A 14,105-nucleotide genomic window follows, 5' to 3' on the forward strand; every position below is an offset into this window, starting at 1 on the left:
ACCGATCCGGCATCCCGTAAAATTTTTCCCTTACTTGACATCAGAATCAATTACTGAAATCATTATCTTAAATGAAAGATGAGTGCTTGCAAATGCAGGCACCCTGTATTCATTATTTACGGCTTTCTTAAACATTGAGCGTGCAAATTAGGCGATCAATTGTTTAACATTGAATTAACAGCCCTAAATTTTAACTTATTTGTTAATTATCTGATAATATTCAACAAATTAGCTTTAAAATCTTGGTGCCGGAGGCGGAATCGAAAAACATTATAACTTGTTGAATAGTCAAAGTCTACAACCTCACTTTTCTTTTATGCCCCTTTTAATGCCCCCAGAATTTTTTGCTTGCTTTTTATTATATATCTGATTGATTTTTATTATTTATATCACTAATTATGTGCTTTTTAATCATATTAAAGCAAAAAAGCCGTGAGGGTTAAAAATGGTCAGATTTGGCTGCCATTTCACGCTCAGGGCTTAAGATAAAAAATATTCATTTTTACGATATCGATCACAAATTGCAGCGGATTATTCCTGTGGCTTAGAGCGGGCTTTCCTTTCTAATAATTCACCAGTATAAGAATCGAAATAACGGCTGGGCCAGATCTCTGAGGGATGGATGCCAAGGTAATCTGCAATGATCCATTCACCTTTCGGCCACGGTCTGCTGAATGCATTTGCCAGTGTCGATGAACTGAGTCCTGCCTCACGAGAAACCGCTGCTAAGGTTGTCCCGCGTTTGCGCAATGCGGCGATGATGTCGGCCTGATGCCAGTCATTTTTAACATTATTGTTATTCATTCCTGCTACCCCTTTCCATTAATTAATATTGATGGTGGCGATTCAAGCAGGGTTAGCAGACCGGAGTACCCACCGGCGAGGCCGAAGCCTCCCCCACCTGAATCACCATTGAAAGGGTGATAGCAAGCGCACTGGCAGAAATATCCTACCAGTGTTTGGGTACACAAGGCTGCTAAACCTTGACCATTAGATTGTGCTAATGGCGGAAATACTTTAACTAATTGTTTTACCTAACACAATAACTGAACGACTAAGTTTAACGGTTATACCTCCTCTCAGAGCGCATAAACTCAGGGGATAATACGGACGGCTAATCAATCTTTGTTGTTTGTTCTCGTTCGTGATCGCTCCGCTATTCGTATTTCCCCTTTGATTTTCAGACTCATTTTACTCATTTCGAAACATTTTCTCTGCGTGTCGGTTAGGTTCACCGTTCCGTGGTGCGTCAGATAATGTGTAGCAGAGACAGCATTGAGGTGAGTTATTGCAGGAGTTCGCTACGTGCATGCCAGGCACGGCGATGGTTTACTCCCCGTTCAGCGCCTGATTAGATCAGGATGAACGCCTCATTATTCGTGACGTGTGATATCTCCTTTCTTTACTGCATCGGCCTATTACAAGGCAGTGAGTGAAAAACAAACTAAATAAGTGAATTAAGGCAGAAAATGCGAATGAAAAGTTGGTGACACTGAGTAAAACGGGGTTCAGATTGTGCGTAAAGCCAGACCGGACGTGCTCTGGACGTTGACGCTTGGCAGCGTCACTTGGTAATCGCTCCGCTTAAACGCAAGTGACGCCGCGAAGTTTTCGGAACGTTTTTCGTGCGTAAATCAAAGCGTGGGTAAAGATCATGCAAGGTAAAATGGTTAAGGTGAACGTGGCCAGGTTACTGCCCTATGTGTGATAAGCCGGTGCATAAAGAAACCGGGAAACTTTCATCGTCGATACATTGGGTTATTTGTCCGACGATATCTGCTCCCAAAAGTGCGCAGATGTACCGCAATCTTGCTCTCCCTTTCAGGCTACGGGAGTTTTATTTCGCCACCCGATGGGTGATCCTTGCAGGCTATGGATCATTGATAATAACAGTTTTATACATTACCGGTTGAGTTGAGGGGAGTCAAATGTTTGTTTGATGGTGAAAATAACTTAGCCTCTATTTATTATTTATAACATTAACAGGTTTATGAGGCACTAATATTTCTTGAGCATTACAGATCCTGTATATGAAGCGTTCATTCTCTTGACTGTATAATTATTAAATTTAAAAAGAGGTTATTTTATGTTGAAGAAGTTACTCAAAGAAAAGAAATCGCTTACTTTTATTGAAGCACATAATCCGCTTTCAGCGCTTATTATCAAAAATACAAATTATACAGATGATAATGGCTACACCTATAAATTTGATGGTATTTGGTCAAGTTCTTTAATCGACTCTGCTGTTAAAGGTATTCCAGATAATGAAACACTGGACATTAATAGTCGATTGCAAAATATTCATGAAATAAAATTACTGACTAAAATGCCAGTGATTATGGATGCTGATACAGGAGGGCGAATTGAACATTTTGTTCATTATATTAGAAAAATGGAGCAGGTAGGCATTGATGCAGTCATTATTGAAGATAAAACGGGAAATAAAAGAAATTCTCTATTTGGTACCAGTGTTAAACAAGAACTAGCTGATATTAATGAATTCAGTAACAAAATAGCTAAAGGAAAAGATGCACAACAAAATAGCCGATTGATGATTTTTGCACGGTTGGAAAGTTTAATTGCGGGTTACGGAATGGAAGATGCGTTGGAGAGAGCAAATGCCTATGTTAAAGCTGGTGCTAATGGAATTATGATTCATAGTTGTCAGAATACGCCGGATGAAGTTATTGATTTTAGTAAGTTATTCAGGAAAAAATATCCCAAATTACCACTGATATGTGTACCAACGACTTATTCAGAAACTTATCATAATGATCTGAGTGAGGCAGGTTTCAATATTATTATTTATGCCAATCATATGCTCAGAGCAGCTTATAAAGCAATGGAGCATGTATCGCACGAAATATTAAAGCATGGGCGCTCTGCAGAAGTAGAAAAAGATTGTATCAGTATAAAAAAAGTCATCAATCTTATTCCTTATGCGTCTTGATACCTGATTTCTCATACTATTCTATTGATAGAATATATTATTACATATAAAGGTAAATATAATGGAAGATAATCAGCAACAATTGGTGCTTGGTGCTTATCTTGCTTATGGTACTGGACATCATCCGGCAGCATGGCGTCATCCTGATGTTAATCCACAGGCTGCACAAGATATCGGGCACTATCTGAATATGGCTCGTATAGCGGAAAAAGGCTTACTCGATTTAATTTTTCTTTCTGATACGCCTTCGGTTTTTCAGGATGATCAGAAGGGTTATGGCAGCCGGATTGTAGTATTTGAACCTATGACATTATTGTCAGCGCTAGCTATGGTTACGCAGCATATCGGCTTGGTTGCGACGGCTTCCACTACTTATAAACATCCGTTTAATATTGCCCGTGAATTTGCTTCATTAGACCATATCAGCAGTGGGCGTGCTGGCTGGAATCTGGTTACTTCATCTAAATCTCATGCGGCGAAAAACTTTGGTCTTGCTCAGCATCCTGAGCATGATGAGCGTTATCGTCAGGCATCTGAATCCTGGGAAGTTGTCACTGGGTTATGGGATAGTTGGGATGATGATGCTCTGCCACGTGATAAACAAAGTGGTATTTTCTATATTCCGTCAAAGTGCCATGAAGTAAATTTTCAGGGACAATATTTTTCCGTAAAAGGGCCATTGAATATCTCTCGTCCCCCTCAGGGACATCCCATTATTGTACAGGCAGGTTCCTCAGAACCCGGTAAAGAACTTGCAGCCAGAACTGCTGAATTGGTTTTCACAGCACAGTCGGATATTAATTTAGCAAAAGCATTTTATCTTGATTTAAAATCTCGGCTTGGTAAATATGAAAGGCACTATAACGATATTTTAATTATGCCGGGAGTTTGCTTTTTTATTGGCCCTGATGAAGAAAGCGCTAAAAAGAAAATGAATGAATTGCAAGATCTTATTTATCCCGAATTTGGTCTTAGCATGTTATCCGATTTGCTCGGTGGTGTTGATTTGTCACTCTACGATATTAATAAGCCTCTGCCTGATCTTCCTGCGTCTAATGGTAACCAAAGTCGTCGTGCCATCATTGAAGAAATGGCCAGAACAGAATTTTTAACAATCAAACAGTTGTACGAAAAAATAATTATTGCCAGAGGTCATTTAATTCTTGTCGGTTCTTATCAACAAGTCGCGGCCAAAATGGCGCAATGGTTGCAGGAGAAAGCCTGTGACGGATTTAATCTTATGCCTCCCTGTATGCCCGGATGTCTGGAGGAATTTATTTCCTATGTTGTACCGGAATTACAAAAATTGGGTGTGTTTAAAAATAGCTATAAAGACGGAACATTAAGAGAGAAATTAAATATACCTAAACCGCCTAGCGGATTCCACGTTTAACTAAATATGCGTCAATAAAAAAATAAGGTTATAACGCTATGAGTATTCAAAAAAATATTATTCTGGAAGACACAACTTTACGCGACGGTGAACAGGCTCCGGGTATTGCATTTTCAAAAGAAACTAAAGTAAATATTTTTAATTCGTTAGTAGAAGCTGGTGTGAAATGGATAGAAGCGGGTATTCCCGCGATGAAGGGGGATGAAGTTCTTGCATTAAAAGAAATACTGGAACGTAAGGATGAGGTTAATATTATCGGTTGGAATCGTGGTATACTGGAAGATATTAAGTATACCCTTTCTCTAGGATTTAAGGCGGTACATATTGGCCTGCCAACTTCAAATATTCATCTTAAACACAGTGTAAGTAAAGATAGAAATTGGTTGTTAACTACCGCCAGCGATATGATCAAATTCGCTAAAGATAAAGACGCCTTTGTTTCAATCAGTGCAGAGGATGTTGGTCGCACGGAAATGAGTTTCCTGCAGGAATATGCAGCCACAGTCGAGCAGGCTGGTGCTGACCGCTTACGGCTTTCAGACACTATCGGCATCCTTAACAGCCAGCAATATGTACAGCGGGTTTCCATCGTTCGTCAGGCATCGTCGATTGATTTGCAGTGCCATTGCCATAATGATTTCGGGCTGGCTGTAGCAAATACGCTGGCTGGCCTTGAAGCTGGTGCACGGTATTTCCATGTTTGTGTTAATGGAATGGGAGAACGGGCCGGAATGCCGGATTTGGCTCAGATGGTAATGGCACTGCAACATTTTTATCAGGTCGATTCCGGTGTTGATACCCGACAGCTAACTCGTCTCTCTCATGAAGTGGCGCAGGCCAGCCAACATGCTGTATCACCCTGGCAGCCTATTGTTGGCAGCAATGTTTTTGCCCACGAATCCGGCATCCACGTCAACGGAATGTTGAAAGACAGCAAGACTTTTGAACCCTTTGAGCCGGAGATTGTGGGAGGTCAGCGTCGTATGGTTGTTGGGAAACATTCCGGTCGAACTATCTTACAAAATATTTTAGATCTGGATGGTGTACAAACAACACCAGAAGCGCTGGAACATTGTCTGGCTCTGGTACGGAAAACTGCTGGCGAGCACCCCGGCGGTATCCCTGTTCATGTACTGCATAAACTCTATCAGCAGGCAGAAGGAACATCATCATGACTCATGAACAGCCAATAGTTAATCAAATTATTGCTGAACACAGCCAGAATAGTCGGGTTAAGGCTAAGGAGTTGATCACTGTTGAAGTCGATAGAATTTATGTTCAGGATGGTAATTCACCAACTATTGCTAAACTTTTTCGCCAACATAACTTAAAGTGGGTTTTGCATCCGGAAAAAATTGGCTTTTTCTTCGATCATTCAGTAATCGTACCGGATAAGTTAATGGCTGAACGTGTTAATGAAGCAATGGATTTCGCTAAATCTATTGGCGTTAATATTTTTGCCAGAGGCGAAGGCATCAGTCATTTAATTGCACTGGAAGAACAGTGGTTTCAGCCGGGGAATATTGTTATAGGTGCTGATTCACATACTTGTACGGGCGGTGCCGTTCAATCACTGGCATTAGGGATGGGGGCCTCGGATGTATTAGCGGCGATGCTTACAGGACAAATCTGGCTGAAAGTACCAGAAACTGTCAGTTTAATTATTTCTGGTCAGCCACATCCAGCTACAAGAACTAAAGATGTGATGCTTGCTTTGCTGCGTCACTTTGGGCAATTCCCCTTTTTATATCGTTCAGTGGAACTCAGTGGTGAATGGAGTCATACCCTGTCTTTAGATTCAGCTGCCAGTTTTGCCAGTATGGGAGTTGAGTTGGGTGCAAAATGTGTCTTTATGCCTGATGGGCTAGGGAGGCCTGCCAATATGCGGTATATCAGACCGGAAGTTGCTCATCATCACCTGACATTCTCGCTGTCTGACTTAACGCCACATATCTCTCTGCCGCATTCGCCCTCTCAGGCTGTGCCATTAGAAACCCTGTCAGGCCAGAAAATTGATTATGTATTTATCGGCAGCTGTACCAACAGCCGGTTGGAAGATCTTGCTGAAGTGGCTGCAATCCTTGATAACAACCGGATTCATCAGGATGTTCATTGTATCGTCACACCCGGTTCAAAGCGTGTCTATCTGGAAGCCATGCGGCTTGGTTATATTGAAAAAATTGTTTCTGCGGGCGCTTTAGTAACACCTCCCGGATGCGGGGCCTGTGTTGGAACACAAGGCACGATCCCAGCTAAAGGGGAACGGGTTCTTTCAACGATGAATCGGAATTTTCAGGGACGTATGGGTAATGCTGAAGCAGATATTTATCTCTCATCACCTTTGGTTGCGGCAAATGTGGCATTACACGGTCGGATACCGTTAATTACGGAGCTTGAGTGGCATGATTGAACAACAACACTATCTAGTAAAAAACAATATCGGCGGGGACAGCCTCAACAAAAAATATCGTGTCAGGATGATTACGGGTGATATCTCCACTGATGATATTATTCCTGCACGTTATAAACATATGTATACCGAGCCTGCTCAGTTAGCTCCTCATCTGTTTGAAAATCGTTTTCCTGAATTTGTTTCTAAGTTGCAATCCGGGGATATTATTGTTTGCAAAGGTATCTTTGGTATTGGCAGTTCGAGAGAGCAAGCAGTAAGCACTTTATTGGCTGCGGGTATTCCTATGGTTATTGCACCCGCTTTCGGGCGGATTTTTTTCCGCAATGCATGGAACCTTGGTCTACTGGCGATTGAAGCTGATATCAAAGGATTTCATGAGGGCTTATCTGTTGAGTGCTTAATCAATGAAGGTCGTTTTATCGCTGATATACCCTTACCTGATTTCTATCCGCCATCGGCGCAAATGTTAGAGGTTATCTGTGCAGGTGGCAGGCTTAACTACATCCTTAGTCAATTGTCTGAAAAGCAATCACCTGAACAGAGGATCTTATGACACAAAAGAAAGAAAAATTTGATGGTCTGGCTAAAGGGTATGATCTCTACCGTCCCCGTTATCCACAGGAACTTTTCCGTGAAATTCACCACTGGTTACCTAAAGACAGGGAGTTGTCCCTTGTCGATATTGGTGCAGGAACAGGAATTGCAATTGAAGGTCTGGCAGATTTGCTGGGGCAGCAGCACAACTACACAGCCATAGATATTTCACAGGATATGATTGATACAGGAAAACAAAAAATTCCGTGGGTTAACTGGCTACATGGCAGTGCCGAGCAACATCTCGCCACTATAAACAGCACTGACCTGATTATGGCAGCACAATCTTTTCAGTGGATGGATAGAGAAAAAGTATTGAATCTGGTGCGTGATAGCCTTGCTGATAATGGTGTTATGGCGATTTTACAAAATAACCGGGATTATCGTCACAGTGAATTTCTTAATGAATATGAAAATTTACTGGAGGAATTAAGCCCCGGTTATAGCCGCCATTATCGGGATTTTGATTATGCACAGGAACTAAATACCGCATTCCAAGATGAAAATGCCCTCCATATTACACTCAATTCCCGCTGGAATATGTTTATTCCCAGAGAAGCATTTATCGGAATGAGTCGTTCATCGACTCAAGTACAACGTGCTTTAGCGGCTCACGATGAATTATTTATCGAAAGACTAAAAGTGCTAGTGGATAAATATCAATCCAAGGAGAAATTGGCGGTTTTATATGAAAGCCAACTGTTTATGGTTGTTAAACAGGTTAATTCCGGAAATGAATAATGCCAGAAATAGCGATCGGCTTCTCTATACCAACTGAGAAAGATATCAAGGGAATACTATCATTATTACAAGAAACCTATTTGCCATTTGTGGCTGATTTTATGCCGACGGCGCTGAGTGAAACTCCTGTTAGTGTTATGGATAAATTAACTAATTGGAAAATTGCTAAATATGATAATCAAGTGATTGCAGCTGTATTAGTTGGACAAGAAGATGATAATTTAACGTTCAGTTATTTATCTGTATTACCGGGATTCAGGCGTCGGGGAATTGCCAGCAAATTAATTAATATTATTTGCCAAGAAGCAATCCAGCAGGGGCAATTACCTATAATTATTGCATTACGTCGTTCATTGGCGATGAATATTCATTTCTTTACCCAACGAGGATTTGAATATTCAGGCCCTTTTAATACCAACGAACACGATCTCTACATCTGGCGATCAGGAGAAAATGAATGAAAAACACGGTTATTGTATTAGGATATCGTGATGGTATTGCGACCGCTTTAGCTTATCAAGGATATCAGGTTATTCATATAGTGGAAAAATTTAAACCTATTCTTAATGGCACAAAGTACTATATGGTTAAAAATTTGGAAGATGCACAAGAAGTCCTGCGATGTGTATTAAATATTTCCTTACATACAGTTATTGGTATTGTTACAGGTAATGAAAATGGTGTATTTACGGCAGCAGTATTACGCAATATGTTGCAATTACCTGGCCCTAAAGATTATTGTAATACTTTATATTTTCGGGATAAATGTTTACAAAAACAGAAGCTAGCACAGCTTGTCCCACATGCTTATTGCCGGTATGTAACTCATGATAGTGATTATTCACAATTGGTTGTTGAGTTGGGTACCTCTTTTATTATAAAACCAGCTAATGGCATGGGTTCTTTTGCTACTACTGCTATCAATTCAAGATCAGAGTATGAAAATTATTTCCAACAGTATGAAAAAAATATAAGTAATGTGGCTTACGTTGCGGAAAGTAAGATCACTGCCATTGAATTTTGTGTCGATGGGATTTGGTCTGACGGTAAATTACATTGGTTTTCTATCAGTCAATACACCACTCCTCCGATGCAATGTAATGAAGGAAAAACACTTGCTTTACAAATATTATCACGCCAAGATTTTCCAGATATTTACCAACAAATTGATCAGTTTTGTCCACGTGTTTTGGAACGTTTAAATGCCAATAACGGCGTATTCCATCTTGAATTTTTTAAGAATGATGAAGAGGTATTTTTTAGTGAATGTGCTTTAAGGCCCGCTGGAGCATGGGTACCTGAAATGATAAAACTGGGCTATGGTGTCGATCTATATAGTGCTCATGCCATACTTTCTTTGGGATTACCTTATGAGCACCATCTACCTGAATACCCTTCTCAGATTTTTGCTGTTGTGCTATTGCGTGCTTTCGATGGTATTTCACTGACAAAACAGGACTTTTACCAGAATTTTGATTTGGTTGAACTAGACTGGGCAGAAGATACACAGATACAGTCTCAAGGCATTTATGGTCGTGCTGGCTACGCGATTATCACACATAAAGATTACTATACATTAGAAAAAAATGTCAACAAACTTATTGCATTTACGGGAGCACGATAATGTCTGAACGAGCCCTTATTCTGGATACTCACAAGATAATGTTAGAACAATCGATTAATCAACATCATGATATTGATTATATTCGCATTTCTGAACCACAGGTATGCTTTTCCCCACAGGAAGAAACGCTGGCAAAAATAGATAACATAATGAATAAGACACCTTTTCATTATGTGGTTGCAAGTTCAGAAAGTAACATGACATTCGCTGGATTTCTCCGTAGCCGCTATGGATTACCAGGCTTAAACTATGAACAAACATTATGTGTAACCAATAAATGGCGTATGCGTAAATATTTTGAAGATGAGCTACCTGCCCCAAAATGTTGGCTTTCAGGTCATTTCTACAACAATTTTGCACAATACACCCAAGGCACAGCTACACATTTTATTGTTAAGCCTCTATCTGGCTCTTCATGCCAGAATGTTGAACGTCTGACTATTGATCAGCTGTACCAAAAAATTACTCATCTGGATACATTGATGTTGGTTGAGGAAGAGATAGATATAGAAGAAGAATTCCATCTTGACGGCATTGTCAATTTGTCTGAGATCGCTGTAGCCTATCTTTCTTGTTACAGTCTTCCTATCCTCAATGGCAAAGGTCAAACTAGAGCAAGTATTCATCTACCTTCATCCCATCCAATGTATTCAATAGTCTATTCTATGGCTCAACGGGCCATTGCCAAATTAGAGTTAAAACAAGGTGTTTTTCATATAGAAGTCTACAGACGGGGTGATCAATTAATTTTTGGTGAAATTGGCCTACGACCCCCGGGAGTTGGCGTTGCTGAGTCACTATTACGTTTTACTGGAGTAAATTTATGGCAGGCTTTTGTTAACAGTCAGTTACTGCGTTCGATTGATAATACACCATTCCATGATTATCACGGTTATTCTGGAGTTATTGGTGTTTATCCAGAAAAGCACAGCGCATCAGATTTATTACACTTACAAAATATTGTTGCTGTATCAGAATTAGAAAAAACGCGCCATAAAACGACACGTATTGGTGCTCACGATTTTCGTTATTTGGCTTTCGCTTCATGTCAAAGCCTGGATGAATTTCATAATTTGATTGATCAATTGTCAGAGTCTTTCCCATCAACGCATGTTAAGAGATAAGTGTAATGACTAACCAACAGTTATTACCGAAAAAATTTATAGGATTCCAAGCCTATACAACTTTTTCTGCCTTAGCTGAGGGGCTGCAAAGTGTGATTATTCTCTGGTTAGTTTTCCAAATCACACGCAGCCCGTTAGCTGTCAGCCTCACGATAATAGCGGGATATCTTCCATCCGCAATTATGGGTTTTTTTCTTCTTTCATTTGCTGATGCTAAAAACCCTGCAAAACAACTTTCTGTCAGCAATGGCATCCTCACTCTGTCTGCATTCTGCCTGTCATTGTTTTTTTTGTTTTCAGCAACACAACCTACACTACTCATGCTAGCAGTTGTGACCGTACAAAGTATTTTATCTCTGGTGAAGATGTTCAATAAAACATCTGTTAATCGTATTGTTCGGGATAATTTTACGCCAGAGGACGGTAGTAAAATGTTGCAAATTTCGGCATCCAATATTCAGATTTCGCAAACATCAGGTACAGCTCTGGGAGGATTATTTCTCACACTGGATATCGGTAATTCAGGCTTATTTATTGCTGGTTTGTTTTATGTAGCCAGTACAATAGCAATCGGATTTTTTACCTATTTTACTTTATCAACTATACCAACAACAGTTCATACCGATAAAAAACAGAAACAGCTACTGAATAAAACCTATCTCGTTCATGTGCTTAACCAACAGGAATTAAGAAAAATATTATTATTTTCCATTCCTTCCAGTGGTGCATTTCAATTTATCAATACTTCTTTACCACCACTGGCTGATACTTTTACTAAATCGGGAGCAAATTTTTACGCGACTCTCAATATTAGTTGTATGATAGCGGGATTTATCTCTGGGTTACTTTTGTCACGAAGAATAGTTAGTGAAAAATTTATTCTTAATCATGCGTTATTAGTTAGTGCAATCATAATTTTATTGATGATTGGAACGGATAATAAATATCTAGTATCTATGCTGTTATTTGGTGCCACTTTGTTTATAACCTGCCACATTATATGTATTCAGGTGAAATGTAATCAAGCACCAGAAAAACAGGATGTCGGAAAATTTACTATGCTAAGAACATCCATTTCCTCACTATCTAAAATAACGTTTTCATTAGGTGCTGGGGTATTGTTATCACTTCTCTCTCTGAAGACTACTTATTATCTGATGGTTTTCATCTTATTGTTATTTTCTTTGCAATGGTATTTATGTCAGAGAAATCTATTTGTTAAAGGAATGAAAAATGAATAGTAAGGTTTATCGTGAGTTGATTACTTCATGGATAAATAATAAAAAATTTCTGTTTTTCCCAAACCTGCCAGATATATTATCACACTATGCATGGTCTTTATTAGGTTGGAATAAAATAACATTGAGACGTTTTCTCTGCGCAAAAAAAATATTTGTTACTTTACCTCATGCTAGCCCTAACATATTTTTCCCACGTGCTGGTGTCAGCAAATTTGTTACTGACAAACAAAAGGAAGACTATGAAATCTTTCATCTCCGAGTAGTTCTGACTCATACAAATTTTAGTGATCTGGGCTGGCGTCCTTATGCTTGGTGGTATCTCAATGAGGAAGGTATATTAATAAAAAAATCCATATTCAGTCGTAATAAAAAGAAAAAACATTATATTATTTCCAGTCAATCTCCTTTATTACCAGATAAACAATGTTACCCTCATTTTTTGGAGCAAGGGGTACAATTAGCTCAATGTGCCGATAATTTGGCTCTCTCATATATTATTTTGCAAGCCTTTCAGGAACAGTTATCGGGGTTTTCTCTTGCCGATAGAACTCTCTATCTCCCGCTGGATATCTTAATTTTATTGATGAAAACGCTCACTAAGCAGCAACCTAGCGTACATCCTTGGTTATTAAGTTTATTAACCCATGCACAAAGCCGCAAACTTAATGAGTATCAACTTGAAGATACACACCAGTGGGAAAATGCATATGTTTATGATAACTACACCAATATATCTCTGCTATTTCCGCTAGCACCGACGGCAATTATTGGAGGAATAAAAATGGAAGGATATTGGTCGAATATTGTTGATAATGCACTAAAAATGAATGGAAAAAGCACAACTCGCTGCCCGATACCGCAATACTTCACTTTCCCACAGCGTCAGGAATATCTGTTGCCTTATCTTCCTAAACAAGAAACATTACGTCAAATTCAGGCTTCAGATATTGAATACAGTCTTGCAATGGCAATAACCGAACATCAACTTTATGTAGCTTCATAAATTTGTTACTACATCCTTAAAGTGTGTAGTAAACACGGAAAATTGCTCGACCACATTGCATTAGAGGAAATGTATATGAATGTGATACCAAATTGATTGCCAGCCAAAAAAAAGTTTCTCACTTAATCAAAGAAATAACCATTTTGGTCTATTAGGATAGGAACACTGACGCGCTGCGCTTGTCTTCTCCATGTTACCGGATTAATGCATTAGCCCGGTAACATGGAGAGCTGAAAAAATACCTGCCAGAAAACAACTTACTTCCTCACCCGTTCCTCATTTATCCCCTCATTTTTTGTTTTCCTCACTGCAAAAACAGGTGAGTTATTGAGGTTTATTTATCCTTAAAAATCAATGATATTAGTATTGCTCGTTTTTCTTGTATATATGCGTGAGAAATGAGGAATACGATGAGTAGTACAATACATCTCCCCGTAATCCCTCATTTTTTTACTCATTTTTAATCATCATTCCTCTGGTTAATGATAGTGAGTTCCTGCCCGTTGCGGGTAATCAGTCCATCATTTTCTAACTTGGTTAACCAGCGGCTGAAATTCTTCACATTCACCCCCATCGCTTTTAAATCATCACGGACAAGGGCAACGCTGCAAGGCTCTTTCAGGACAGTGCGCGATCGGATGCACTGCCATAGTGCTGTGTGGTTATCTGTTTTATTGGGAATGTGTTCAATATCGTCCTCTTCAACCGGATCACGTGGTTTATCAATCAAAACCAGTGATGTAATATCTTCACCGTCTTTATCGGTAAAGAGTTCAACTACGCGCAGGTCGTAGGCTTTGGTTTCCAGTTCTTCGGCATCTTTCATCTTGGTGCAGGTAATAACCAGTGCGCCGCCTTTTTTCCCTTCACGGTTGATCCGGTATTCAACATCCAGCGCAGCCCGAAAGGCACTGGAGCCTCTTGCTCCTTTACTTTCATCTTTGCCGGAATGGTGAACCACAAGGATACTTGCCCCTGTTTTGGCTTTCAGCTCATCACAACCCCGGACGAACGCGCCCATA

12 protein-coding genes and 1 pseudogene are annotated in these 14,105 nt (G+C 39.7%); 11 read left to right on the top strand and 2 right to left on the bottom strand.

Annotated elements, in window-relative coordinates:
• Positions 1-531: 531 nt before the first annotated feature.
• Positions 532-804, bottom strand: coding sequence for a helix-turn-helix domain-containing protein (locus ABLA85_RS13950; protein WP_367965017.1), 273 nt, complete (start codon positions 802-804; stop codon positions 532-534).
• A gap of 1,282 nt (positions 805-2,086) precedes the next feature.
• On the opposite strand from ABLA85_RS13950, the gene aepX reads away from it, so the two are divergent.
• From aepX to ABLA85_RS14005, 11 genes are all read left to right on the top strand, one after another.
• Positions 2,087-2,950, top strand: coding sequence for a phosphoenolpyruvate mutase (aepX, locus tag ABLA85_RS13955; RefSeq protein WP_367965018.1), 864 nt, complete (start codon positions 2,087-2,089; stop codon positions 2,948-2,950).
• Between the two features lie 61 nt (positions 2,951-3,011).
• Positions 3,012-4,343: an LLM class flavin-dependent oxidoreductase gene (locus ABLA85_RS13960; protein WP_367965019.1), complete on the top strand. Its 1,332-nt coding sequence runs from the start codon at positions 3,012-3,014 to the stop codon at positions 4,341-4,343.
• Between the two features lie 38 nt (positions 4,344-4,381).
• Entirely contained in the window at positions 4,382-5,518 is a 1,137-nt protein-coding gene (locus tag ABLA85_RS13965) for a hypothetical protein (protein WP_367965020.1), read from the top strand.
• A complete protein-coding gene (locus ABLA85_RS13970; protein WP_367965021.1) occupies positions 5,515-6,753 on the top strand; it encodes a 3-isopropylmalate dehydratase large subunit in 1,239 nt (412 codons plus the stop codon). Before ABLA85_RS13965 ends, ABLA85_RS13970 begins: the two co-directional genes overlap by 4 nt.
• Entirely contained in the window at positions 6,746-7,309 is a 564-nt protein-coding gene (locus ABLA85_RS13975) for a hypothetical protein (RefSeq protein ID WP_367965022.1), read from the top strand. Before ABLA85_RS13970 ends, ABLA85_RS13975 begins: the two co-directional genes overlap by 8 nt.
• Positions 7,306-8,091, top strand: coding sequence for a trans-aconitate 2-methyltransferase (locus tag ABLA85_RS13980; protein WP_367965023.1), 786 nt, complete (start codon positions 7,306-7,308; stop codon positions 8,089-8,091). Before ABLA85_RS13975 ends, ABLA85_RS13980 begins: the two co-directional genes overlap by 4 nt.
• Positions 8,091-8,552, top strand: coding sequence for a GNAT family N-acetyltransferase (locus ABLA85_RS13985; protein ID WP_367965024.1), 462 nt, complete (start codon positions 8,091-8,093; stop codon positions 8,550-8,552). The genes ABLA85_RS13980 and ABLA85_RS13985 overlap by 1 nt, the downstream gene beginning before the upstream one ends.
• Positions 8,549-9,715, top strand: a complete 1,167-nt coding sequence (locus ABLA85_RS13990; RefSeq protein WP_367965025.1) for an acetyl-CoA carboxylase biotin carboxylase subunit family protein — start codon at positions 8,549-8,551, stop codon at positions 9,713-9,715. Before ABLA85_RS13985 ends, ABLA85_RS13990 begins: the two co-directional genes overlap by 4 nt.
• The gene (locus tag ABLA85_RS13995) at positions 9,715-10,839 is read left to right on the top strand and encodes a hypothetical protein (RefSeq protein ID WP_367965026.1); all 1,125 of its coding nucleotides are present in this window, start codon (positions 9,715-9,717) and stop codon (positions 10,837-10,839) included. The genes ABLA85_RS13990 and ABLA85_RS13995 overlap by 1 nt, the downstream gene beginning before the upstream one ends.
• 5 nt (positions 10,840-10,844) lie before the next feature.
• Positions 10,845-12,080, top strand: a complete 1,236-nt coding sequence (locus ABLA85_RS14000; RefSeq protein ID WP_367965027.1) for an MFS transporter — start codon at positions 10,845-10,847, stop codon at positions 12,078-12,080.
• Complete coding sequence (locus ABLA85_RS14005) at positions 12,073-13,083, top strand: hypothetical protein (protein ID WP_367965028.1); 1,011 nt, start codon at positions 12,073-12,075, stop codon at positions 13,081-13,083. Before ABLA85_RS14000 ends, ABLA85_RS14005 begins: the two co-directional genes overlap by 8 nt.
• Before the next feature lie 460 nt (positions 13,084-13,543).
• Here ABLA85_RS14005 and ABLA85_RS14010 read toward each other — a convergent pair.
• Positions 13,544-14,105, bottom strand: a pseudogene (locus ABLA85_RS14010) (hypothetical protein); the annotation flags it as partial.

The sequence above is a fragment of the Xenorhabdus sp. SGI246 genome, from assembly GCF_040838225.1.
Taxonomy (GTDB): Bacteria; Pseudomonadota; Gammaproteobacteria; order Enterobacterales; family Enterobacteriaceae; genus Xenorhabdus; species Xenorhabdus indica.

Coding starts and splice junctions, on each gene's coding strand:
- ABLA85_RS13975 (WP_367965022.1), top strand. CDS start 6,746: ATGATTGAACAACAACACTATCTAGTAAAAAACAATATCGGCGGGGAC.
- ABLA85_RS13950 (WP_367965017.1), bottom strand. CDS start 804: ATGAATAACAATAATGTTAAAAATGACTGGCATCAGGCCGACATCATC.
- ABLA85_RS14005 (WP_367965028.1), top strand. CDS start 12,073: ATGAATAGTAAGGTTTATCGTGAGTTGATTACTTCATGGATAAATAAT.
- ABLA85_RS13990 (WP_367965025.1), top strand. CDS start 8,549: ATGAAAAACACGGTTATTGTATTAGGATATCGTGATGGTATTGCGACC.
- ABLA85_RS14000 (WP_367965027.1), top strand. CDS start 10,845: ATGACTAACCAACAGTTATTACCGAAAAAATTTATAGGATTCCAAGCC.
- ABLA85_RS13980 (WP_367965023.1), top strand. CDS start 7,306: ATGACACAAAAGAAAGAAAAATTTGATGGTCTGGCTAAAGGGTATGAT.
- ABLA85_RS13995 (WP_367965026.1), top strand. CDS start 9,715: ATGTCTGAACGAGCCCTTATTCTGGATACTCACAAGATAATGTTAGAA.
- ABLA85_RS13970 (WP_367965021.1), top strand. CDS start 5,515: ATGACTCATGAACAGCCAATAGTTAATCAAATTATTGCTGAACACAGC.
- ABLA85_RS13960 (WP_367965019.1), top strand. CDS start 3,012: ATGGAAGATAATCAGCAACAATTGGTGCTTGGTGCTTATCTTGCTTAT.
- ABLA85_RS13965 (WP_367965020.1), top strand. CDS start 4,382: ATGAGTATTCAAAAAAATATTATTCTGGAAGACACAACTTTACGCGAC.
- ABLA85_RS13985 (WP_367965024.1), top strand. CDS start 8,091: ATGCCAGAAATAGCGATCGGCTTCTCTATACCAACTGAGAAAGATATC.
- aepX (WP_367965018.1), top strand. CDS start 2,087: ATGTTGAAGAAGTTACTCAAAGAAAAGAAATCGCTTACTTTTATTGAA.